The 22399-nt window shown below is 44.2% G+C and carries 22 protein-coding genes; 8 read left to right on the top strand and 14 right to left on the bottom strand.

Annotated elements, in window-relative coordinates:
• Positions 1-234: 234 nt before the first annotated feature.
• Positions 235-2685, bottom strand: coding sequence for an alpha-L-arabinofuranosidase C-terminal domain-containing protein (locus tag ACW6QF_RS16055; protein WP_456088552.1), 2451 nt, complete (start codon positions 2683-2685; stop codon positions 235-237).
• 201 nt (positions 2686-2886) lie between these two features.
• Here ACW6QF_RS16055 and ACW6QF_RS16050 point away from each other — a divergent pair, with 201 nt between their 5' ends.
• Positions 2887-4005, top strand: coding sequence for a hybrid sensor histidine kinase/response regulator (locus ACW6QF_RS16050; RefSeq protein ID WP_298549497.1), 1119 nt, complete (start codon positions 2887-2889; stop codon positions 4003-4005).
• A gap of 81 nt (positions 4006-4086) precedes the next feature.
• Here the strand turns inward: ACW6QF_RS16050 and ACW6QF_RS16045 are convergent, their stop codons facing one another.
• Both ACW6QF_RS16045 and ACW6QF_RS16040 read right to left on the bottom strand, forming a co-directional pair.
• Positions 4087-4845, bottom strand: coding sequence for a polyprenol monophosphomannose synthase (locus ACW6QF_RS16045; protein WP_298549498.1), 759 nt, complete (start codon positions 4843-4845; stop codon positions 4087-4089).
• A gap of 175 nt (positions 4846-5020) precedes the next feature.
• Positions 5021-5401, bottom strand: coding sequence for a GtrA family protein (locus ACW6QF_RS16040; protein WP_298549500.1), 381 nt, complete (start codon positions 5399-5401; stop codon positions 5021-5023).
• A 142-nt stretch (positions 5402-5543) separates the two neighbouring features.
• Between ACW6QF_RS16040 and ACW6QF_RS16035 the strand changes: the two genes are divergently transcribed.
• Complete coding sequence (locus ACW6QF_RS16035) at positions 5544-6140, top strand: TlpA family protein disulfide reductase (RefSeq protein ID WP_456088551.1); 597 nt, start codon at positions 5544-5546, stop codon at positions 6138-6140.
• Here ACW6QF_RS16035 and ACW6QF_RS16030 read toward each other — a convergent pair.
• The 9 genes from ACW6QF_RS16030 to ACW6QF_RS15990 all read right to left on the bottom strand — a co-directional run bounded on the left by ACW6QF_RS16030 (position 6099) and on the right by ACW6QF_RS15990 (position 16036).
• Positions 6099-6545 (bottom strand): HU family DNA-binding protein, encoded by a 447-nt coding sequence (locus ACW6QF_RS16030; RefSeq protein WP_456088550.1) that lies wholly within the window; start codon positions 6543-6545, stop codon positions 6099-6101. The two genes, ACW6QF_RS16035 and ACW6QF_RS16030, sit on opposite strands and share 42 nt — an antisense overlap.
• Before the next feature lie 201 nt (positions 6546-6746).
• A complete protein-coding gene (locus ACW6QF_RS16025) occupies positions 6747-8429 on the bottom strand; it encodes a type I restriction-modification system subunit M (RefSeq protein WP_456088549.1) in 1683 nt (560 codons plus the stop codon).
• A 4-nt stretch (positions 8430-8433) separates the two neighbouring features.
• Positions 8434-9546 (bottom strand): AAA family ATPase, encoded by a 1113-nt coding sequence (locus ACW6QF_RS16020; RefSeq protein WP_456088548.1) that lies wholly within the window; start codon positions 9544-9546, stop codon positions 8434-8436.
• Positions 9543-10787 carry a restriction endonuclease subunit S gene (locus ACW6QF_RS16015; RefSeq protein WP_456088547.1) on the bottom strand — a complete coding sequence of 415 codons (1245 nt, stop codon included), beginning with the start codon at positions 10785-10787 and terminating at the stop codon, positions 9543-9545. The genes ACW6QF_RS16020 and ACW6QF_RS16015 overlap by 4 nt, the downstream gene beginning before the upstream one ends.
• Positions 10788-10791: 4 nt before the next feature.
• Positions 10792-13767 carry a type I restriction endonuclease subunit R gene (locus ACW6QF_RS16010; protein WP_456088546.1) on the bottom strand — a complete coding sequence of 992 codons (2976 nt, stop codon included), beginning with the start codon at positions 13765-13767 and terminating at the stop codon, positions 10792-10794.
• A gap of 293 nt (positions 13768-14060) precedes the next feature.
• Complete coding sequence (locus tag ACW6QF_RS16005) at positions 14061-14258, bottom strand: hypothetical protein (RefSeq protein WP_456088545.1); 198 nt, start codon at positions 14256-14258, stop codon at positions 14061-14063.
• Positions 14259-14316: 58 nt separating this feature from the next.
• Positions 14317-14811 (bottom strand): hypothetical protein, encoded by a 495-nt coding sequence (locus ACW6QF_RS16000; RefSeq protein WP_456088544.1) that lies wholly within the window; start codon positions 14809-14811, stop codon positions 14317-14319.
• A 76-nt stretch (positions 14812-14887) separates the two neighbouring features.
• Complete coding sequence (locus tag ACW6QF_RS15995; protein WP_456088543.1) at positions 14888-15406, bottom strand: hypothetical protein; 519 nt, start codon at positions 15404-15406, stop codon at positions 14888-14890.
• Positions 15407-15505: 99 nt separating this feature from the next.
• A complete protein-coding gene (locus tag ACW6QF_RS15990; protein WP_456088542.1) occupies positions 15506-16036 on the bottom strand; it encodes a hypothetical protein in 531 nt (176 codons plus the stop codon).
• 720 nt (positions 16037-16756) lie between these two features.
• Here ACW6QF_RS15990 and ACW6QF_RS15985 point away from each other — a divergent pair.
• The 6 genes from ACW6QF_RS15985 to ACW6QF_RS15960 all read left to right on the top strand — a co-directional run bounded on the left by ACW6QF_RS15985 (position 16757) and on the right by ACW6QF_RS15960 (position 19459).
• The gene (locus ACW6QF_RS15985; RefSeq protein WP_298548326.1) at positions 16757-17434 is read left to right on the top strand and encodes a DUF4373 domain-containing protein; all 678 of its coding nucleotides are present in this window, start codon (positions 16757-16759) and stop codon (positions 17432-17434) included.
• 1 nt (position 17435) lies between these two features.
• On the top strand, positions 17436-17963 hold the full coding sequence (locus tag ACW6QF_RS15980; protein ID WP_456088541.1) for a DUF6633 family protein: 528 nt from the start codon (positions 17436-17438) through the stop codon (positions 17961-17963).
• Complete coding sequence (locus ACW6QF_RS15975) at positions 17956-18186, top strand: DUF4248 domain-containing protein (protein ID WP_456088540.1); 231 nt, start codon at positions 17956-17958, stop codon at positions 18184-18186. Before ACW6QF_RS15980 ends, ACW6QF_RS15975 begins: the two co-directional genes overlap by 8 nt.
• 188 nt (positions 18187-18374) lie before the next feature.
• The gene (locus ACW6QF_RS15970) at positions 18375-18785 is read left to right on the top strand and encodes an N-acetylmuramoyl-L-alanine amidase (protein WP_456088539.1); all 411 of its coding nucleotides are present in this window, start codon (positions 18375-18377) and stop codon (positions 18783-18785) included.
• Positions 18772-19005 (top strand): hypothetical protein, encoded by a 234-nt coding sequence (locus ACW6QF_RS15965; protein WP_255489033.1) that lies wholly within the window; start codon positions 18772-18774, stop codon positions 19003-19005. Before ACW6QF_RS15970 ends, ACW6QF_RS15965 begins: the two co-directional genes overlap by 14 nt.
• On the top strand, positions 18980-19459 hold the full coding sequence (locus tag ACW6QF_RS15960; RefSeq protein ID WP_456088538.1) for a hypothetical protein: 480 nt from the start codon (positions 18980-18982) through the stop codon (positions 19457-19459). Before ACW6QF_RS15965 ends, ACW6QF_RS15960 begins: the two co-directional genes overlap by 26 nt.
• Positions 19460-19480: 21 nt before the next feature.
• Here ACW6QF_RS15960 and ACW6QF_RS15955 read toward each other — a convergent pair whose 3' ends face one another.
• Together ACW6QF_RS15955 and icd are read right to left on the bottom strand one after the other, a co-directional pair.
• On the bottom strand, positions 19481-20824 hold the full coding sequence (locus ACW6QF_RS15955) for a citrate/2-methylcitrate synthase (protein WP_298548341.1): 1344 nt from the start codon (positions 20822-20824) through the stop codon (positions 19481-19483).
• A 41-nt stretch (positions 20825-20865) separates the two neighbouring features.
• Positions 20866-22125 carry an NADP-dependent isocitrate dehydrogenase gene (gene icd, locus ACW6QF_RS15950; protein ID WP_456088537.1) on the bottom strand — a complete coding sequence of 420 codons (1260 nt, stop codon included), beginning with the start codon at positions 22123-22125 and terminating at the stop codon, positions 20866-20868.
• Positions 22126-22399: the final 274 nt, after the last annotated feature.

Raw genomic sequence — 22399 nt, 5'->3', positions numbered from 1 at the left:
GGATTATATCGTCCGAGAATCGAATATTTTGGAAAATTCCGCAAAAATCGGTCGCCTGAAAATAATCAGACTCTCGGAACCACTAAAACAGAGGCTGCGCCGTAAAACTTAATTACGACACAGCCTCTTTTTATTTCATCCGGCAGGCAATGGATCGGCATCGGTCGGACGCGCGACTGGCATCGGTTGAATACGCGACCGGCATCGGATTCAAAACCGATGCCGGTCGCCCTGTCAGTCGATCTTCAGTTTCATTATCGTAATCGAGTTAGGAGGGAAATTGTACACTTTGGGACCGCTCAACGAGAAGGATATTTCTTTTGTCTCCGGTACGACCACGCCGGGGTGGTCGTAAGTGTTACGCGCTTCGGGATCTCCTGTGAGCTGAATAATTTCCGCCGTATTTTTGACACTGACACCTTGCAGGTCCAACTCCGTCTTCTCTTCGTGACGGGTCGTGTTGATCACCTTCAGTATAATCGAATGAGTCTCCTTATCCAACGCCGCGGTAGAAACCAATGAAGGTATGCCGGGAAGTATCGCCTCATGAACCAGCGTGTCATTCACGAAACAACCGATTTGTTCGCCTTTGCAAGCGATCTTCACGTTATACCAGCGATTGCTCTGGAACGGATAAAGGGCAGGCGCACGCAACGTGTCCCTCACTCCTCCCGCCTGGCGATAAAACTCGATGACACCGGTACCGATCGTCAACCCGATATAGTCATTCCGCTCTCCGGGAAGCCCGTTGTCACGCACACGGAATTGGATTTGTCCGCTCCCCTTCGTCCGCCTGATATCCGCCGAGAACGTATAGTCATAGGCAGACGGATCGCCTAAAAGGATATAGTTCCACCTGTTTGCAACCGGCGTCAACGTACTCTGTCCGACCGTCCAGCCTCCGGTCATGACAGCCCCTTCCGTAACCGGCGAATTGTCTATTTTCACCTCCTTGAATTCATAGCTGTTATCGAACATTTCGATACCGGCGCGTCCGAAGGTCACCTGGGGTTTCTGATAGGTGCGGACTTCGGTCTTCAGCACTTCGTCTCCTCTGTTGCTGCCGAACATTTGCAGCAGGTGGTAAGAGGGAGAAAGGACGGTCTGTTCACCGTCAAAAGAGATGGCCGGATGACGTTCTATCTTGTATTTCGTATTTCCCAGAACCGGGGCATAAGCCAGGCGCTTCACGATGTCCTGCCCGTTCTCTGCTCCTGCAAGGAAGCAAGCCTCCCCGATGGCCGCCCGCAAACTTCCGGGGGCAGCCCCGCCGGACAAGCCGAATTCTCCGATAAAGGCAGGAGGCATCCGACGCATATGTCGTCCGGCAACAAAACGGTTGTGATTGGAGATCAGAAACGACTCGCTCGAATAAAAATGGGAATCCGACCATTCATTCCTGCTTTTTCCTTTTATGTCGGAACTGCTTATCACCGTAACGTCCGGATAAGCCTCCCGGATCGCTTTCTTCAACAACTCGAAACGCTTGGTATATTCCAACCCGTAATTTTCACTGCCGATCTCCACATATTTCAATCCGAAAGGTTCCGGATGTCCGTGACCGGCCCGCAAGGCGCCCATGACGGAATCGGCCGGTTCATTGGCATAGGCGATGGCATCCAAGGCGTCCTGTACCAACTTCCCCATCGCCATTATGTCTTCATAACGCGGACGGCGGCTTTGACTGGTCACACCGCTATTCATGACATAGATAGGTTCGGCGTCCAAGTCCTCACACATTTGGAGATATTCATGATAGCCGATGCCGTTCGTCGTACCGTATGCCCATACATTCCAGAAATGTTTGCGTTCGGCAATGTCCCCTACGGTTTCACGCCAGACCGGATAGGTCCCGGCCGTATATCCTTCTACAAAACTGCCGCCGGGGAAGCGAATGAACGCAGGCTTCAATGCGGCAATGAGCTCCATCAGTTCCGGACGCAATCCGTTCGGACGGCCTTTCCATGTCTTTTGCGGAAGCAGGGAAACGACATCCAGCCAGAAAACGGCCGAACTGTCAGTCGTTATCGTCAACACGGCTTTATTCGTATTCGAGGTTGCGGTAAAAGTATGCTTGTACTTCCTCCATTCATAGGCCGGAGCCACGCGAAAAACTTCGCTGAAGGCCGTCTCTCCGGTAGAATCGGCCAAAGTCAGGCTTACGGTCTTCGGAACCATAGAGGCACCTTTCATGTAGAAAGACAAATCATATTTCTCTCCTTTTCGAAGCGGTATTCCTCCATACCCTTCGGCAACGACACCTCCTTTTCCCGACTCGGCTGAAGCGGACACGGAGACCAGCAGGGAACGCCGGTTCTTGTCATTAATCAGCTCTTTTGTGTCGGGATACAGATAAGATGTGGCAGAAAACCGACGCCATCCCGGCACCGAATCAGGTCGCAAGAAGGGAATGCTCCATCCATTCGGGGTAGTCAGGACCCGGCGGACAGGGTCGTACGGGCAGTTCAAGGGAGGCACCCCATCTTCAAAACTCCGGTTTTGTATCAGTTCCGCATAGATACCGCCATCCACCGCATGATTGATTTCCTCAATGGTCAAACCATACAGTTCCTTGTTTACAGGAATTGTCAAACCATCCCTATCCACCAGAATAGAAGAGGTGACAGGCATTTCCGGCTGGCAGCTGACTAATATAAGCGCTAAAAGAACTAAATTCGATTTCATGGTGCAAACTTAAAGAATAATTTCAATAAAAAGCCTCATCTCATCCTATATCAAGCGGTTTTAGCCGTGCATAATTAATGTGCAAAAGAAATATTTTTCCGAAATAGAATTTATTTTTCGGAAAAACGCGATTATATCAATAGAATTAAATACATTTGTATCATTGATAGTATTTGAATATCAAGAAAAGTACAGAATCAAATGGAAAACTTAGCATCACAATATACTGTATTAGTGGTAGACGACGTGCCAACTAATGTTATGCTTGTGCAAGCGATACTGAAAAAAGAAGGTTATACGCTACTGACGACAGACGGCGGAGCTAAAGCATTACGTATCGCCCAGGAAAGGCATCCCAATCTTATTCTGCTCGATATCATGATGCCGGAGATGGACGGATACGAGGTACTGCAGCATCTGAAAAGTAATCCGGAAACCAACAACATCCCCGTCATTATCATGTCAGCCTTGAGTGATATGCAAAGTATCGTCAAAGGTTACCAGTTGGGAGCAACGGAATATGTAACAAAACCTTTTCAACGGGAAGAATTGGTAAAACGCGTCGCCCACCGTTACGAACTGTTCAGCATTAAACGCATCAAGCAGGAACTTGAAAACACGATCGAATCCCGTGACACGCTCTATTCCGTTATTGCACACGATTTGCGCTCTCCGCTCGGTTCCTTGAAGATGATGAATAACGCCATCCTGATGATGGTCGACAAGAATCAGGTCAGCGACGAGGTGTACGAAATGCTTCAGATGATGAACAAGACATCGGAAGAAATATTCCAGCTTCTCGACAACCTCCTGAAATGGGCAAAGAACCGCCTGAACAAACAGAATATTTACAGGCAACAAGTCGACATCAACAGCATAGTCAACAGCACTGCCGAAATATTTATCCCGATGGCTACCCAGAAAGGCATATCCATCGCGCTTGAAGGTCTGGATAAAGAGTTGATGGGATCGATAGACATCGATATGGTAAAGACAATCGTCCGCAATCTTGTTTCCAATGCTGTTAAATTCAGCTACGAGAAAGGCGTGATTACGGTATCGACCAAAACAGACGGAGATTTTGTCATTGTCAGTGTGAAAGATTCAGGCAAAGGGATCAAAAAGGAAGACCAGGGTAAGCTGCTGAAGCAAAACACCCATTTTACGTCTTATGGGACGAATAACGAAAAGGGATCCGGCTTGGGATTAATGCTGTGCAAAGACTTTGTCGAACAACTCGGTGGCAAATTGTGGTTCGATTCCGAAGAAGGGAAAGGCACTACTTTCCATTTCTCCTTAAAAGCCTTGAATCAAGAATAACAAATACCATTTATATAAAGGCAATAAAAAAGCTGCACCTTTGAAAGGTGCAGCTTTTTTATTGCCTTTATATAAATGGTATTATCCGGCAATTGCTTTCCGGCTTCCTTTTTGAGGATATTTACGGAACAGGCTCCACCATTTCAATTTCAATACGCCAAACAGCGCTTCCCCGAAGATAGAGGAGTTCATCTTGGAAGTGCCTAATACGCGGTTGATAAAGATAATGGGGACTTCCACGATTTTATAACCACACTTATATGCCGTAAACTTCATTTCTATCTGGAACGCATACCCTTTGAAATGGATGCGATCCAAATCGATCGTCTCAAGCACCTCGCGACGGTAGCATTTGAAACCGGCTGTCGTATCCTGTACTTTCATTCCGGTAACAAAACGGACATATACGGAAGCATAATAAGACATTAGCACACGTCCTAACGGCCAGTTCACGACATTCACACCGTTACAGTAGCGGGAGCCGACTGCGACATCCCCACCCTGTTCCGTACAAGCAGCATATAATTTGGGAAGATCATTCGGATTATGGCTGAAGTCCGCATCCATTTCGAATATGAAATCATACTTATGCTCTATAGCCCATTTGAATCCGCAGATATAAGCCGTACCCAATCCTAACTTGCCTTTACGTTCCACCATGAAAAGGCGTTCGGGGAACTCTTTTTGCAACCGTTTTACGATATCTGCCGTGCCATCGGGCGATCCATCATCTATAATCAAAATATGAAATTCTTTCTCCAACCCAAATACAACCCGAATAATGTTTTCTATATTCTCCTTCTCGTTATACGTGGGAATAATAACAATACTGTCTGACATATAATTAATCTATTAATTTCTAACTATTTACATATTAACTGTAAACTAATTGCAAACCACCCTCCAAAGTTACATATTTTTTCTGTGTAAATCTATCATCCGGTTGCCCCATTCATCTGTCCCAGAGTCTCTGATCAGACCGTGACCGGCCGGTTCATCTGTGATTTGAAAACCTTCAATCATATGTCAATTGAAACGTGATTTTCTTGTTCATCAGATAGTTGACTGCGCCATAGATGAAGAGTCCGAGGAACTGGGCGAGGTATTCGTTCAAGTCGAAAATTTCCACCATGATAAGCAGAGCGAGGAATTGGGCGCAATAGGCACACCCGAAAGCGATCAGGAAAAGGGGGATCTCGCGGCGGAACTTACCGGTGCGGGAAGAAAATATCCAATATTTGCTCCAGAAGAAGTTATTGATCTGCGCAATCACATAGGCGGTGATATTGGTAGCGATATAGTTGCAATCGAGCTTGTCCATCATCAGCCAGACAATCAAGACTGTAATCAACGCATTCAACGTGCCGATCAGTATAAACCGGATTACGCGTACCATATTTTTCGATTGTAAGGCCAAGTCTGCTTCTTGCTGTTTTGTTCTTTGATATTTAAAATCCCGGGACAAATATACAGGATAATATGCAAATAGCCATACAAAAAGTCACAAAGTATGGCGACCAACCCGTATCTTTGCTGTCATGAAATATTTATTATTTTACATAATCAGCCTGTTATCCCTCACTGCCTGCATCCGCGAAGATTTGCCTGCGGGTAGTTTTGCTTTGGAAGAAGGCGGCGTGCTTCCCGAATTCAGCATTTCCAATCCGTATGGCACGGTCTCGAATAAGGATTTAGAAAATAAGTCCACGCTGATTATCTTCTTCAGCACGACCTGTTCCGACTGCCGGAAAGCCTTCCCTGATATTTCCGCTTTATATAATGTATATAAAGACGATCCATCCGTCTGTGTGCTCCTGATCGCACGCGACGAAACCGAAGAACAGGTAACGGCCTACTTCCGGGAGCATCAGTACGATATGAAGTTTTTTGCCGATCCGGATCGGAAAGTCTACTCCCTCTTTGCCGACAGTGCTATCCCCCGCGTATTCCTTGCCGGAAAGGACGGTACGATTATCCTGACACAAACGGAAAAGGTGGATACGGAGGAAATCAAGGCAGCCATTTCCAAACAAAGAGCGCAGACCTCTTTCGTGACCTGCGCTCTCCTTTCTCATCCCCGTATGATGCTTCCCTTACAATTCACCGGGCCGCTCTTCTTCGCCCCCGCCGGTTGATGCGGAACCGTTGACAACGAGAGTGATCCGTTCGAACTGGGTATTCTGTTTCGCCTTACGAAGCAACGAACCCGGGCTGAACACGATGCGCGGAGTCTTGATCATCTCCGGATCGAACTTTTCGTCTGTCTCGCTTCCGGTCGAACCGACACCGTAGCGGAAATTCCCGAACTCTCCGAACTGCACACGCCGTCCGGCAGACAAATGTTTACGGATCAGGTAATTCATACGATCGATCACCCCTTTTACCTGGTTGGTCGGGATACCCGCTCCCACAATCTCGTCCAAAAGGGATTCGAAACTGACCAGCTCCATATAGACCGGCTGTGCATACACCTTTTCAGGAACCGCTGCCTGATCCTTACCCAAATTCTTCTTTTTTACCAAACGATACTTTACTGACATAACTGTTTAATTTTTTTAATCGTGAATAACTTGAAATGCTTTGTTCTCGAAAACATGACAAAGATACTCCCCGAAAAAACAGCCCTGTCGCCATCTGTCGGTATCGGTCGGCATTTATGGGGATGTGTGGGCGGATGTCGGCAAAGAACTGTAATTACCGTGTTATTCATTAAGCAGGCAGACCAAAACGAAGTATGCAACTTAATTGTGTGTGATTACTCCGTCAACGTTTGTCTCACCTTCTTTACTCTTTGTAAGTAATGGTAAGCCAAGTTCTGCAAGAAATTTATTATGTCTTTCGGAGGCATCAGCTATTTTACCTTCCAGCTCGATCAACTTCTTATTGACTTGCAACAAATCAATTTTCACATCCTCTTTGGCAATGCTAACATAGCGTGAAATATTCAGATTATAACCGTTTCTTTCGATTTCGTCCATCGAGACAGGACGAGAGTAACGTTCTTCTTCTTTCCGCTGCTTATAGGTGTCTATGATTTTGTCAATGTCTTTAGTCCGTAGTTTATTCTGCTTCTTGCCTTTCTCGAAATTTTCTTTGTCGCTGGCGTTGATAAAGAGTACGTCGTCGGACTTCTTACATTTCTTGAGTACCAAGATACATACAGGAATACCTGTTGAAAAGAAAAGATTTGCAGGCAATCCGATTACTGCGTCTATATTGCCGTCTTTGAGCAATTTTGTGCGAATACGTTCTTCTGCTCCCCCTCTGAAAAGCACGCCGTGAGGCAAAATAATCGCCATCGTGCCGTCTTGTTTCAAAAAATGGAAACCATGAAGTAAGAAAGCGAAATCTGCCGCCGATTTAGGTGCAAGCCCATAGTTCTTAAAGCGGAAATCTTTCCCCATCTCTTCCGTAGGTTCCCAGCGGTAGCTGAATGGAGGATTTGCGACAATAGCATCGAACTCAACTTTTTTGGCCGGGTTCATTTCATTCAGCATGTCCCAATCATTCAAAAGCGAGTCACCGTGATGAATTTCGAACTCCGAATCTTTGACTCCGTGCAGGAGCATATTCATACGAGCTAAGTTGTAGGTCGTGATATTCTTCTCTTGCCCGTATATCTTGCCAACACTTCCCCCATTTTCTTTCATTTTGTGGCGCACATTGAGCAACAAAGAACCTGAGCCACAAGCGAAGTCCAAGACGCTTTCAAGTTTTTTCTTCATCCCGGACTTAGGGTCTTGGGTGTCCAATGTAACGATGCCCGACAGAATGCTTGACAATTGTTGTGGCGTATAGAACTCGCCAGCCTTTTGTCCTGAACCTGCAGCAAACTCACCGATCAGGTATTCATATGCATCCCCTAATATATCCGTATCGGTAGAAAACTGAGCGATTCCTTCGGCAATCTTTGTTATCACTTTACAAAGTAGTGCGTTGCGTTCGTCATAATTCTTACCTAACTTGTCCGAGTTCAAATTTATTTCGGAGAAAAGTCCTTGAAACGCCCTGTCGAAAGATTCGTTTTCGATATATTTAAACCCTTTCTCAAGTGTTTTCAGAAGATCATCATTTTGCGTCCGTGCAAGTTCGTAAATATTAGTCCATAGATAGTCCGGTTCAATCACATAATGCACTTTACGGCGCATCTGTTTTTCAAAATCCAATACATCTGCCGGGTTCTCTCCGTACCATAACTGCAACGGTGTCGAAACACCATGCTCTTTCAATTCTTCCGGTGCTTTATCTAGATAATCCCCTCCGAGTTCTTTTCTTGCGGCCTCTATATAGTTATCTGAAATATAACGCAGGAATAGGAAAGACAGCATATAATCGCGAAAATCATCTGCCATCATTGAACCACGAAGGTCATCTGCTATTTTCCACAGGGTTTTACCCAGTTCGTGCTGTTCTTTTATTGTCATATCTTTATCTGTTTTCTTGTTCTGTTTCTATTAAAATCTCGGGTAGGTAAAACTCATACTTTCTCAAAAAAGCATCAAGGATTCGGACAAACAGTTGTTTTGTGTCTCTTCCCATTAATACGGGTTCGTATATCGAGTATTTACCATGACTAAGTAAATCCAAAGCTCGTGCAAATAACACTTCATCTTCTATACCATGAATACATTCTGAAAAGCGGTTATAGCCGAAAAACACTGCTGTTTTTTCAATAACACTGCGTAACATATTAAAATGGTAAGTGTTTATCAGCACATCGTCTATCGTTTGCCCTTCTTTAGGCAAGAGCCGTTTTAATTCACATAAAGTTGCAACATGATGAAAGAACGGTGTCTCGTCGGTCGCTCTCAGCGTATAGCCGTTTGCCCCGTTTTTGTGAAAGAAATAACTTTTACGTCCATTCCTTTTTAAGTCGTTATACATCACATTAAAGAATAAATGGTGATGAGAAGAAATAACGATTTTTCTTTTTCCGGAATCCTTTTTCAGCAGATTGCCCAAATCATTGGCAATTGCGATAACGTTATTATCATCAAGCGAAGACACAGGATCATCTATATAAATATATTTAACCCATGAATATGCCTCGGCTCCATCAATGACCAATTCGCAGATGGCAAGGAATACACACCATATAAATATGTTTTCTTCACCACGAGAAATCTTTATTTTATCTTCTTCCCCCTTTGAAAAAGAGATATGCCACTCTTCGTAATCGATCTTGAAATCGAACTCTGCATATCGTTGCAAATAACCGAATATCTTCTCTTCCAATGCTAATTCTTTAAACCCGTTAAAGAAGTTCGAATCTGCATTGATCTTGAGAACCCTATCCGTATCATTTTCAAGGTCGTTATCCCAATAGAAAAGATCTTCGGTAAAAGCATTGAAGTATAGAGTATCTCTTGTATTAGCTTCCGTATCTCTACCTCTGTTCTTAAATTCCATAGAAAGACGAGTTTTTCCCGTCCCATTATAGGCATATAATAAAACATAGTCGAAATTGTTTAAGTCAGAACGAAATCTGACAGCAACATCCGACAATGTGTTGTATTTGAATATTTTTGCTTCGTTACTCATTGTAATTTAGGAAATAGTTGTTGCATTAATCCTTTTTTATGGGTTTTTAGTTGGTCAAGTTTGGCGGTCTCATCAGATATGAGTTCGTCTACTGATGACAAGCAGTCAGCGATCTTCTGTTGTTCAATTTTGTTTTCAGGGTAAATAATAGTCATGTTTTTTAAATTGTTATTATACAAACGACTGACGATTCCCCCATCCGATGTTTGCCATTTCAATGTTTGATAAACACAGTATAAAAAAGTATTTAATACTTTTATTTCAGAATTGCCTATCCATACTATATTAGAGTCCTGAAAATAAGCAGGTTTTCCATCAAAAACGACTAATCTTCCTATTGTTCCAGCCGCTGAGATTAAAATATCCCCTTTGTTTGGATACGAATATTTTCGCTTGTAATCTTCTAAAATATCTTTCGAAATATAAGCGTCTGGATTTCCTCCAAAAGTTCCAATCTTATAAAAAGGAATATTACCTACAGCATCATTTGTTGTTTGTTCTTTCAATATTCTTTTGCACATCAGCGGATCTCCAACATCTCCCAATTTTATTTGCTTCCACTCTCCTGCATTCTGAAATTCGGGGAAACGAATAGCCGGAATTGTTTTGCCTTCGGCAGGAAATAGTTGCTGCATCAATCCCTTTTTATACTCCTTCAATGTTTCTATCTTATCTGCTACTGCGCTTATCAAATCATCCAAACTACTCAAACAGTCAGCAACTTTCTCTTGCTCTTCATTCGAAGTAAAAGGTATTTGAAAGTTTTTGACAGATGTATTTGAAACTTCAAGAAAGGTTGAACCTTTAGAAAATCTTAGGCACTGTTCTTTTATGATAGGTTGTAAATAATATATATAATCCTTATTAGTCCCATGTTTAGGAACTAATGATTGAAATCCTTGATTAGTTGAAGCCTCGGTTGCAAGTATACTCATTTCTCCAAGAGTAGCTCTTGTAGTCAAAACAATTGAACCCACAGGAAGAAGTTTTGCAGAACTATTTTTTAATCCAGATAATGTTATTTTCCTACAACTATTAGATATAAATCTATTGCCAACTTCACTTGGGGTAAGCCATAAAATATCACCATTCCAGTAACTTTCTTCCTTAGTATCTGGCGTTCCCCCTCCTATAACATCACAAACTTCGCCTAACAAAACTATTTTCCATCTTTCATCTTTCCGAAACTCCGGAAACCGCAAAGCAGGCACAACCGTTTTTATATCCTTATCTTTTGTCATAACATCAATCTTCATAAGCCGACAATCCTGAAATTTCACGGCCAGCGGCCAAACGTTTCAATAATGGAACAAGATCATCCATCAGGGCCAATTCAGCCTTGGTACGAGCTTTCCATCCTAATTCTAACGGAGCTAACAAATCACTCAGTTTTTCACCATCGAAGATCATTCGATCCATTATCTGTTCTACAAATTCGCGCAACGAATCCGCTATGATACCGTGTTTGTCGGCAATGGATGCCAATTGTTTAGCATATTTCTCCGCCTTAAATGCTTCGTACCCCTCTTTTATCTCCTGCTCCGTCTTACCGTTCACTTCGTCGAGACTATCGATGTATTCTCGAATATCGTCCCGTTCATCAATCAGGTTGGCGCTCGATGCCACAAGGCTGATCAACTGCTCTTTGGTTACTCGTTGCTTGCTGTTTCCGCTATTTGTGTAGCGGGCGATCAATCCCATTATATAATCGTAGTCAATGACAGTCGAAGCAAAAAGTACAAATTCAAAATCAAGGTCTTCAACCTGTTGACTGACCTCTTGACCTTTACCTTTCTCCCGCAGTTTGCGTAATTGCTGTGCCGTTTCAAGATAAGCCCCACGGAACGAGCGCAAATCCTCTTCCGGAAACAGTTCTTCTATTTTCGCTTTCTCCTGCTCGTCAATATCTGTATATTGTTCCAACTGGGTCCTGTACCGTTGTACCTCTTTGAAACAATTGATAAAGCCGGCACGGGCCTCATCACCTTGCAGATTATAAACATCCTCTGCCCGGCACTCCAATTCCTGAGATTGCATATATTCACTCAACTTCCGAACGGCATCCTGGAACTTTTCGATCACTTTCGGAGCAGAATCCACAAGCCATATCTCTTTCGGATTATCGGTCTTTTCCCCGGAGAATAACGTGATTGCTTCATCGACGGCATCTTGCTGACCTCTGAAATCCAGAATATTACCATATGGCTTAGTATCATTCAGAATGCGATTGGTACGTGAAAACGCCTGTATCAAACCATGATACTTCAAATTCTTATCCACATACAATGTATTGAGATACTTGGAGTCAAAGCCTGTCAGCAACATATCCACGACAATCGTTATATCGATCTTATTCTTGTGTGGATAGTCTTTGTTACTATATTGTTGATCTTTGATGCGTTTCTGCACATCCTGATAGTAGGCATCAAACTCTGCAATCGTATGGTTGGTCTTATACTGCCGGTTATAGTCATCAATAATCGTTTTCAGTGCCTTTTTCTTTTCTTCAGGCTCTTCACGGTTATCATCCTGCTCTTGCGGCAAATCTTCCTGTATTTGCTGAATATCTTTATTTCCTTCGGCAGGAGGCGAGAATACACAAGCGATGTTAAGCGGTTCGTAATTTTCATCCTGCTGCTTCAAACTTTCTTGTACGCTGCGGAACAGTTCGTAATACTCAATAGCTTCATTGATAGAAGCTGTGGCAAGTATGGCATTAAACCTACGGGAATGGGTGGCAGCATCATGTTTCGATAATATCGCATCTACCACCGCTTGTTTCTTGAGCGTACCATCTGCCCGGCGGTCACCTGTCTCTTTGGGCTTAAAGTAATCGACATGGAAACGTAAGACGTTTTTGTCCTCGATAGCATGTGTTATGGTATAGGCGTGTAGCCTACTTGGGAAAATATCTTCCGTGATCTTGTACGAGGCTTGCTCTCCACTTATTTTTGTATAGGTTGCATTCTGTTCAAATATAGGTGTTCCGGTAAAGCCGAATAGTTGGGCGTTCGGGAAAAATTCTTTAATTGCCTTGTGATTGTCTCCGAACTGGGAACGGTGGCATTCATCGAAAATAAATACAATCCGTTTATCCTTTAGATGGATTAAACGGTCCTTATAGTTGTTTTTATTGGACGAATCGAGAGCGACACCCAATTTTTGAATGGTAGTTACAATTACTTTGTCGGCATAGTCGTCCGACAACATGCGTTTAACAAGAGTCCCGGTGTTGGTATTCTCCTCTACGCAATTTTCCTGAAACTTATTAAATTCCTCACGCGTTTGTCTGTCCAGATCTTTACGGTCTACCACAAACAAACATTTATCAATATCGGGATTATCTTTTAGCAAAGTAGAAGCCTTGAACGATGTGAGCGTCTTGCCACTGCCTGTCGTATGCCAAATATAGCCATTACCCCTGTTTTGATGAATACAATCTATGATTGCTTTTACCGCATATATCTGATAGGGACGCATAATGAGCAGTTTTTGTTCACTGGCAACCAAAACCATGTAGCGGTTAATCATCTCTCCCAACGTACATTTCGACAAAAATGCCGTGGAAAACGCATCAAGGTGAGTTATTTTTCTGTTTGACTCTGTCGCATATTGATAGACAGGCAGAAACTGTTCATCTGCATTAAAACTGAAATGCTGATCATTATTATTGGTAAAATAGTAAGTATTCGACTGGTTGCTTACGATAAAAAGCTGCATAAAACAAAGCAATGTATTTGTATATCCATTACCTGTATCATTTTTATAATCAACAATTTGTTGCATTGCCCGACGAGGACTTACATCCGAAGCCTTCAACTCTACCTGAACTACAGGAATGCCATTGATCAATAAAATCACGTCATACCGATGATAGCTGTTATTGGTGTTTATACGCAGCTGATTAATCACCTCATAATCATTCTTACACCAATCTTTGATATTGACCAGCGTGTATTGTAACGGCGTCCCGTCTTCACGCATAAACGTATTGATTCCTCGTAATCTCTTAGAAGAAGCAAAAACATCAGCGTCAATGATCTCTTCAAGTAGACGACTAAATTCGGAATCGGTCAAATGAACTCTGTTCAATGTTTCGAACTTTGTTCTAAAATTCCTCTCTAATGAATTCCTATCACGAATATCGTCACGACAGGTATATTTTAAATCTATTAGTTTATTAATAAAATGATTTTCTATTTGTTTTTCCTTAGATATCATACTTATCCACTCTTTAGCTATCTATTGAATCCTTTATTTCAATACCTAACATATTTGCAATCTCTAAGAGTCGCACCTACTATCGATATTTTTTATCAGGCCATAAAGATATGAAATATCCCCTTTATATAAGCCCAATTTTCTCATTTCATATCATGACACATCGATTTTGTAGGGTAAATTATGCTAAATCATGTCTCCCTTTGGACATTTCCACCCCACAAGCCCCACCCTCCCCCTTATTGTACCATTCCTCCAAAACCCCATTAGTCCAAATCGAAACACCATCGCGTTTATTTTGATTTTATACCCCATATAAATGGAATGAGCCCAGTACAATACCCAAAAGATTCTTTAATAGCAGTATGCCATTGTACATCTTCAACAGTAATAACTCCAGAAACAGGATTTCCATCTTTATCACCAGTATGGCGACGTCCCGTTATAACACAGTTTGTAGGGCATAAAAAAGAACTGTTACTTTCTTTCATACTTTATGAAAGACTTCTTGTGTTAGAAATAAAGAAATTTCGTCCATAATTTTAAAGATTAATTGTTAATTAAATTTATACTTATATCTGCTTTAATTCTAATTACTGTATCATACCCGCTATAAAAAAAGATATGGCTTCGTTTTTCGCCATAACATCTGAAATGGCAAATAGAATCATTGACTGTGAAATAATCAATATTATCAAAATAAAAATTCGCTTCAGAACTATTGTCAATCCATCTTATGCTATCATTCACGATAGTAATATTAAGATCATCGAAATCAACTTTACTTTTTTTAAAATATTTATTTACATAATCAATCTGATATAAGCATTGATTTTTATCTGAAAAAAATATTTTCTTTCCAAACAAAATTGTGTTTTTTTCAAAAACCAATTCTTCTACGGGATTTCCTAATTTAGTATATAAAAGAAAAGAAGATCCCTCTTTTATTTCTACCCGACAGCTATGTGTGTCATATTCATCTCCATCTTTCGAGCAAGAAAGGAAAGCTATGATGACATATAAAAACAAATAATATTTATACATAAAGTATTATAATTCTAATATATTAATATTCCATTTAAGATTATCAGGGCTACAAAGGAAACATATTCTCGGAGCACTACCTGAGACGACAAAAGAACACAAGGCTTGTATTCATTGAAAATGTAGATTTTTGGGCATCATATTGACCTATGTATCCTCTTCGTGCATTTACAAAATCATCAGTTCTCGGATTATCTAATAATAAACCACATTCTAATGATTCAGCTACATTAGGACGCTGATTGCTTTGAAGTTGGAATAAATAATGAGCAAGCCCAATAGATACATAATAGTCTTTATGGGCTGTGATACCCAATTTATCAACTGTTTGAAAATCAGAGACATTAATTTTCAAACCTACGCATCCTTCATATTCTGTAAAATCGGCAAATCCAACTTTTGTTACGATGCTTATAATTGCTTTTGGATTTAATAAAGAATCAAGATTTACTTTTTCATTTAAAAATAGATAAAACTCTTCTATGGAAGAAATAACCATAGCTTTATTTATTGAATCAACAGGTACGATAATTGGGCTTTTTGTAGATGCTATTTCAATGTTATTTATAACATCATTTGAACAATAATTTTCCACACATATATGTAATAATTCTACACATTTTCTACACAAAACAATCGTAAAGAAACCTCTCTCTACGGCTATTTTATAAATTGCAGGAAGTATTACTCTATTTTAGTTTTTTTTTACAGCAACGTTTTCAAATAGGTTCTTCATAGATTTTATCCATTCTTCGTCAGTTAGTTCAACATCTTGCTTTGAACTCTTATCATAGTAATAACACCTTACATCATTAAACTCCCATACTTTTTCGCCATCTATACAAGTAATCCTATAGAAATTACTCCCAATAAAAAGTGCCTCACATTCTTCAAAAAATATAAATTCATTGTTAGGTGATTTCAAAGAATATCCATCTTTATCACAGAAATACCTATTTTTTTCATCTTTCTCAAATCTGAGAGATAAACCTAATTTTTTACAGCTAACAAAAATAACTCCATTCATTTTACTAATAAGAAGTTCTACATCTTTATCCTCAATTTCTGACATATTCCTTTTTTCAGCATTTGAATCAAGAACACCTGTACGAATGATTACGGGAACAAATTTCCAAGAATTTATCTGAAAAAAAACATTATTCTCGGCACATACATAATTCATCGCAACAACAAATAAACAAATAGTAACTAATATCTTTCTCACAATAGACATTTTTAAGATTTAATATCACAAATATAATAAATAGTAGATTATAAAGAATAAATATTTTCTACAATTCCATTAATTTCGTTCAAATATATAAAAATATTTTCAGATTTACAAGTCCTTTGTATACAGCCAACCAATTATTTGCTATATTTAACATAACACAACTAATAGTCCGTTCAATGGAATTTGCAAATCTTTATATACATAGCCGACAAATCTGCCGGAACGAAGCCCCACCCTCCCCCTTATTGTATCATTTCCCCCAACCCCCATTAGTCTAAATCGAAACACCATCGCGTTTATTTTGATTTTATACCCCATCTATTTCAAATTTCCCGCAAGGGTAATATTTTTTAAGAAACAGTATTTTTGCTAACCATTTATTATCCAGCAAAATACGGTATTTCGCGTTTTCAAGGGGGGATATTGTATTTTTTAATATTCAAATTCGCCCGGCCGGTTCCTCTTTTCCGGTTACAGGAGGAAGCGCTGAAAACAGACTCTTGAACTTTGATTTACAAAACCTTTTGAACTATAAGACTTTTCCGTTACTTTTGCCGGCTGGAACCAGGAAGTCGAACCTTTAATGGAAATTCCGGAGTTCGATTTTTTGGTTTACGCTAATACTAAATCCATCAATTCATTCTCCTCCTTTTTCATACACCGGAAAGTTAACCTACGGTTTTTTAATAACATTAATACACAACAATAAAAATGGCAAGACCCATAAGAAAGGGGCTCGACTATTTCCCGTTGGACACCCATTTCATGTCCGACCGGAAAATACAACGCCTTGCGCAACGATACGGATGCAACGGCATCTGCATCTACCTCGCCATCTTGTGCGAGATCTACGGCGGGAACGGATATTACGCCCGCTACGACAGCGATTTCTGCTTCGATATCGGTTTCACGACCGGAGAGGACGAAACGCTTGTGAAAGATGTGATCGGATTCTGTGTGCAGATCCGCCTCTTCGACAGCGAATTGATGGAATACCGGCAGATACTCTCGTCCGTCGGCATCCAACAACGTTTCGAAGAGATCAGCCGGCGGACGGCCGTACGGATCGACACGGACATCAACCTGCTTGCCCCCCGAAAATTGCCGGCAGACAAAAACGGGACTACTGCGCCCCATGAGGAAGTTAATGTGACAGAAACCACCGTTACTGCTGCAAAAACCGCCGATCATGAGGCTGATGCCGGAGTTATTGCAACGGAAACAGGTGTTTCTGCCGCAAAAACCCCGGTAAATATAAATGGAAATATAAATAAAAATACTACACAACATGGCGGATTTTATGGAAATCAATCATCAAACGATCATGGGGAAGCAGCCCGACGGGCCGAAATCCTCCGCATGGCTCAAGAAGCAACAAAAGGCTGCTGACATGCGCAAACGCTACGGGCCGGCCGAACAGTTCCTGAAACTCTTCACCCCCGACCTGCAAATCGCCACCGCACGCAACGAGGCACGGGCTTATCTCGGCTTCGCCCCGTCGCTGGAGGTCATGGCCGAAGGCTACGGCTGGCAGACCGTCATCGTCTGGCTCTGCATCCAGATCGAGAATCTCAACAACTTCACCGGCGTACGGGAAAAGATGACGGTCGCACGCCAGAAGGACCTGGCGGCACTGATACTGGCGGAATACCCGAACCTGAAGGCTTCGGAAATCCTGCTCTTCTTCCATCGTCTCAAATGCGGGCGCTACGGACGGTTCTACGGGATGGTGGACGCGCTGTTCATCACCTCCTCGCTCCTGCAATTCACGGAGCAGCGACGCGCGGACATCATCCGTTACAAAGAGGAACAATCGCGCCTCGAAAAGGATGTATTGCCTGCTGTCGATACGGGAAAGTGCATCACTCGTGAAGAATATTTCAAACAAAAACGTTTAAAAGAAAACAAGAATGGATAAGGACAGAATCTACGGCCATGCCGAACTGGCCATGCTGTATTTCAAAAATATACAGCCGAAATCGGCATCCACGCAGTTGGCGCGATGGATCAGACGTGACGAAGAATTGTGGGAAGAACTGTTGCTCGCCGGCTACCGCAAGGGGCAAAAGGTGTTCACCCCGCTGCAAACCACTATCCTCGTCGACCATTTGGGCGACCCGGAAACCTGGAAAATCAAATAACAACCGCCGCCGGTAAGGCTTTCCTCCTCTTCGACTTCCCGGATCCTGCCCGCAAAGGGCAGTTTATGCCGACTTATACCGACAAATAGCGACACTCGCCGACTGATGCCGATTCCTTCTCTCCTCCTTCTCATACCTTCGCTTTTGAGAATTAAAAATTAAGAATTAAAAATTAAAAGTTAAGGATGATGAGAAAAATTAATTTGATTGTCTTGCATTGTTCCGCCACGAGGGAGACACAGGACTACACGCCCGAACAGTTGGAACGCGACCACAAAGCACGCGGGTTCGTCCGGGCCGGCTACAACTACTACATCCGCCGCAACGGACAAATCGTCTCCATGCGGCCTCTCGAACAAATCCCGGCGCATGTGAAGGGCTACAACCGCAACAGCATCGGCATCTGCTACGAAGGCGGTCTGGATGCCGCCGGCAATCCTGAAGACACCCGGACGGACGAGCAAAAGGAATCGCTCAATATTTTGCTGAAAATCTTGAAAATAAGGTTTCCGATGAGCAGGATATGCGGACACCGTGATTTAGGGGCCCGGAAAGCCTGCCCTTGTTTTAATGCGGAGGAAGAATATGCGGGACTGTAGGAAAATGCACCATCCGTTCACCTGCCAGCTGGCCGTAGCCATCGCGCTGTCGCTGGCAGGGGTCACGTTGCTGTTCATGGGATTCTGGTGCTCACCGGCAGGCGAGATACATAATTCCGTATTGGTCGGGTTCGGCGAAATATCCACTTTCGCCGGCGCGTTGTTCGGAGTCGACTATACATATAAATACAGATATGGGAAACGGGATGATAGGGAATGAATGGCTTCGGTTCATGGCCGGATGCCTGCTGACGGGACTCATCCTGCTCCCGACGGCCTGCTCGGTACGGAAACAGCAGGAAAAATCAGTACGGCGGCAGATGGAAAGTGTCCGGCTGCATACGGACAGCCTCTCCTTCACCCGTGGACGGCAAACGGAGTGCGAGGATCTCCGCCTCTATGAAATGATCCGCCTCTCTCCTCCCGACAGCGCAGGCAGGCAATATGTCTCGGCGGTCGTCCGCAGCCGGACAGCCCGTAACCGGCGTTCCTACACGCAGGACAGCCTGCAGCGGAACATCGTCGGGACGACCAGGCTCAAAAAGGAAAACCACTCAGCCGAAATAACCGAAAAACGGCGAGACCCGCTTTCCATTTGCAAATGGGCAGCCGGGATCATCGCCGTAATCGGGAGTATCGTCATAGTGCGCCGCAGGTCCGTCCGACCTGCGTAGGCACTGGGATCAGGAAAGGGATCAGCGTTCGGCAACAGGGACGTACTTCAGTTCTTCGAGGACGTTCTTGTAGGCCGGGCGGATGATGCGTTTGCCTTCGAAGTTCAACTCTTCGATGCGGTGGGCGGTCCATCCGACGATACGTGCCATGGCGAACAGAGGCGTGTAGATTTCCTGCGGCAATCCGATCATTTCATACACGAAGCCGGAATAGAAATCGACGTTCGAGGAGACGCGTTTCTTCGTCCCTTTATGTTTGGCGAAACATTCGATGGCACGCGATTCGAGCAATTCGAGGAAAGCAAACTCTTCTTCACGCCCTTTTTCCTTCGCGAGATCGCGTGCCAGCTCTTTCAATACGACGGCACGGGGATCGGAAATCGTATAGACGGCATGTCCGATACCGTAGATCAGCCCGGTCTTGTTATACGCCTCCTTGTTCAGCATCCGCATGAAATAGGTGTCTATCTCGTCCACGTTCTTCCAGTCGGCAATGTTTTCTTTCAGATGATGGAACATATCGACAACCTGGATATTGGCTCCCCCGTGCAACGGGCCTTTCAGCGAACCGATGCCGGCGGCGATGGAAGAATAGGTGTCCGTGCCGGTCGAGCTGGTCACACGGACGGTAAACGTGGAGTTGTTACCTCCGCCATGTTCGGCCTGCAGGACAAGCAGCAGATCGAGCGTACGGGCTTCCAGGTCGGTGAAATCTTTTTTCAGCATGTGAAGGAAGTTCTCCGCAATCGAAAGGTTTTCATGCGGGTGGCGGATATGCAGCGAACGGCCTTGCTGGCTATGCCGGTAAATATTGTAGGCATAGGCGATGATGGTCGGGAAACGGGAGATCAGTTCGATCGACTGGCGCATCAGGTTGTCGCGCGAGGTATCGTCGGGATTCGGGTCGAACGTGTACATTTCGAGGACGCTGCGGGCCAGGATGTTCATGATGTTCTGCCCCTCCAAGTCCAAGATGTTCATCTTCGTCTTCTGTTCGAGCGGCATGTTGTCGCAGATCAGTTCCTTGAAGCCTGCCAGTTCTTCCTTGTCGGGCAGTTTACCGGACAGGAGCAGGTAGGCAACTTCTTCGAAGCCGAATCGTTTCTCCTTGATCAGCCCGTGCGCGATGTCTTCCACATCGTATCCGCGGTAAAACAGTTTTCCGGGGATCGCTTTCAGGCCGCCTTCGGGCAGGCGTTCGTAGCCCACCACGTTACCGACTTTCGTCAGTCCGACCAGCACGCCCGTACCGTCTTCGTTACGAAGGCCGCGCTTCACATTGTACATCGGGAACAGTTCGTTGTCGATCTTGCACGCATCCTTGGATGCATCGGACAATTTGTAAATAATATATTCCTTTTTCATCGTAATAAATTTTAATCGGTTTAATTCGTCTCTTGTCGCAACTATAAAATAGACATGATATATTCACCAAATTCTTTGGTTCCGAGAGATTGCCCGTTCGGCATGAAGCGGGCGAGATCGTGGGTGGCCTTCCCCTCGGTGAAGGCGTGTTCGAGCGCGGCGGTTATCAGTCGCCCGGCCTCGTTCCATCCCATATATTCGAGCATCATGACGGAAGAGAGCAGGAGCGAGCAGGGATTGACGACGTTTTTGCCGGCGATGTTGGGCGCCGTCCCGTGTGTCGCTTCGAAGATCGCATAGCCGCTGTCGTAGTTGATGTTGGCTCCCGGCGCGATGCCGATGCCGCCGACCATCGCCGCCAACTGGTCGGAGACGTAATCGCCATTGAGGTTCAGCGTGGCAATCACCGAATATTCTTCCGGCACGAGAAGGGTGTTCTGGAGGAAGGCGTCGGCAATCACATCCTTGATGACGACCTTTCCGGCTGCTTCGGCATCCAACAGGGCGGTAGCGGCGGCATCCTCTCCTTTTTCCTTTTTGATCTTCTCATACTGGGGCCATGTAAAAGTCCTGTCGGGGAATTCGCGTTCGGCCAACGCATATCCCCACAGTTTGAAGCCGCCTTCCGTAAACTTCATGATGTTTCCTTTATGCACCAACGTGACGCTGGGCAGGCGGTTGGCCAGGGCAAATTCGATGGCGGCGCGTACGAGACGTTCCGTGCCCTCGATCGAAACAGGTTTCACGCCGAAGGAGGAAGTTTCGGGAAAACGCACCTTCGTCACTCCCATCTCTTCCGTCAGGAATCGGAGGAATTTGCGGGCTTCGGGCGTTCCTTGCTGCCATTCGATTCCGGCGTAGATATCTTCGGTATTCTCGCGGAAGATATACATATCGACTTTTTCCGGTTCTTTGATGGGAGTCACGACCCCGCGGAACCAGCGCACCGGACGGAGGCAGACATAGAGGTCGAGGGTTTGCCTGAGGGCGACGTTCAGCGAACGGATGCCGCCACCGATAGGGGTGGTCAACGGCCCTTTGATCCCGATCATATATTGGCGGAAAGCCTCCATCGTCTCGTCGGGCAGCCAACTGCCGGTCTGCTTGAAGGCTTTCCCGCCTGCCAGCACTTCCTTCCATTCGATCGCCCGTTTGCCGCCATACGCCCTGCCGACCGCTTCATTGACAATGCGCTGGCAGACCGGCGTGATCTCCGCACCTACTCCGTCACCTTCGATAAACGGGATCACTACTTTATCGGGGACATGGAGGATTCCGTTTTGTTTTGTAATCTTATTCATAATCTTCATTTCTTATTTTTATAAATTAATTCTATTACTTTTCCCTTGATGGAAAAGTAACCAAAAGATCAAGGCTTAACCGTCCGGCCTACTCCGGGCAAAGGCTCCGCTGTCGCCTGCGAAACTCGCTTCGCTCAGACAGCGCAGGCTCCTGCCGCTTCGCCTTTACCCTCCGCTTGACGCCCGTCCGCTTAGGCCTTTCCAAGAAAGCTCCGCTTTCTCTTGGGATGGCCGATACCGACACCTATATGGCAGGCGGTATCGGCCATCTCCA

Source organism: Parabacteroides sp., from assembly GCF_977054455.1.
Note: the sequence above shows the minus strand (reverse complement) of the source record. Positions and strands in the feature narration are given on the sequence as shown.

What these genes read in the sequence shown, in the direction of transcription:
- ACW6QF_RS16055 (WP_456088552.1), bottom strand. Translation starts at nt 2,685, where the DNA reads ATGAAATCGAATTTAGTTCTTTTAGCGCTTATATTAGTCAGCTGCCAG.
- ACW6QF_RS16050 (WP_298549497.1), top strand. Translation starts at nt 2,887, where the DNA reads ATGGAAAACTTAGCATCACAATATACTGTATTAGTGGTAGACGACGTG.
- ACW6QF_RS16045 (WP_298549498.1), bottom strand. Translation starts at nt 4,845, where the DNA reads ATGTCAGACAGTATTGTTATTATTCCCACGTATAACGAGAAGGAGAAT.
- ACW6QF_RS16040 (WP_298549500.1), bottom strand. Translation starts at nt 5,401, where the DNA reads ATGGTACGCGTAATCCGGTTTATACTGATCGGCACGTTGAATGCGTTG.
- ACW6QF_RS16035 (WP_456088551.1), top strand. Translation starts at nt 5,544, where the DNA reads ATGAAATATTTATTATTTTACATAATCAGCCTGTTATCCCTCACTGCC.
- ACW6QF_RS16030 (WP_456088550.1), bottom strand. Translation starts at nt 6,545, where the DNA reads ATGTCAGTAAAGTATCGTTTGGTAAAAAAGAAGAATTTGGGTAAGGAT.
- ACW6QF_RS16025 (WP_456088549.1), bottom strand. Translation starts at nt 8,429, where the DNA reads ATGACAATAAAAGAACAGCACGAACTGGGTAAAACCCTGTGGAAAATA.
- ACW6QF_RS16020 (WP_456088548.1), bottom strand. Translation starts at nt 9,546, where the DNA reads ATGAGTAACGAAGCAAAAATATTCAAATACAACACATTGTCGGATGTT.
- ACW6QF_RS16015 (WP_456088547.1), bottom strand. Translation starts at nt 10,787, where the DNA reads ATGACAAAAGATAAGGATATAAAAACGGTTGTGCCTGCTTTGCGGTTT.
- ACW6QF_RS16010 (WP_456088546.1), bottom strand. Translation starts at nt 13,767, where the DNA reads ATGATATCTAAGGAAAAACAAATAGAAAATCATTTTATTAATAAACTA.
- ACW6QF_RS16005 (WP_456088545.1), bottom strand. Translation starts at nt 14,258, where the DNA reads ATGAAAGAAAGTAACAGTTCTTTTTTATGCCCTACAAACTGTGTTATA.
- ACW6QF_RS16000 (WP_456088544.1), bottom strand. Translation starts at nt 14,811, where the DNA reads ATGTATAAATATTATTTGTTTTTATATGTCATCATAGCTTTCCTTTCT.
- ACW6QF_RS15985 (WP_298548326.1), top strand. Translation starts at nt 16,757, where the DNA reads ATGGCAAGACCCATAAGAAAGGGGCTCGACTATTTCCCGTTGGACACC.
- ACW6QF_RS15980 (WP_456088541.1), top strand. Translation starts at nt 17,436, where the DNA reads ATGCGCAAACGCTACGGGCCGGCCGAACAGTTCCTGAAACTCTTCACC.
- ACW6QF_RS15975 (WP_456088540.1), top strand. Translation starts at nt 17,956, where the DNA reads ATGGATAAGGACAGAATCTACGGCCATGCCGAACTGGCCATGCTGTAT.
- ACW6QF_RS15970 (WP_456088539.1), top strand. Translation starts at nt 18,375, where the DNA reads ATGAGAAAAATTAATTTGATTGTCTTGCATTGTTCCGCCACGAGGGAG.
- ACW6QF_RS15965 (WP_255489033.1), top strand. Translation starts at nt 18,772, where the DNA reads ATGCGGGACTGTAGGAAAATGCACCATCCGTTCACCTGCCAGCTGGCC.
- ACW6QF_RS15960 (WP_456088538.1), top strand. Translation starts at nt 18,980, where the DNA reads ATGGGAAACGGGATGATAGGGAATGAATGGCTTCGGTTCATGGCCGGA.
- ACW6QF_RS15955 (WP_298548341.1), bottom strand. Translation starts at nt 20,824, where the DNA reads ATGAAAAAGGAATATATTATTTACAAATTGTCCGATGCATCCAAGGAT.
- icd (WP_456088537.1), bottom strand. Translation starts at nt 22,125, where the DNA reads ATGAATAAGATTACAAAACAAAACGGAATCCTCCATGTCCCCGATAAA.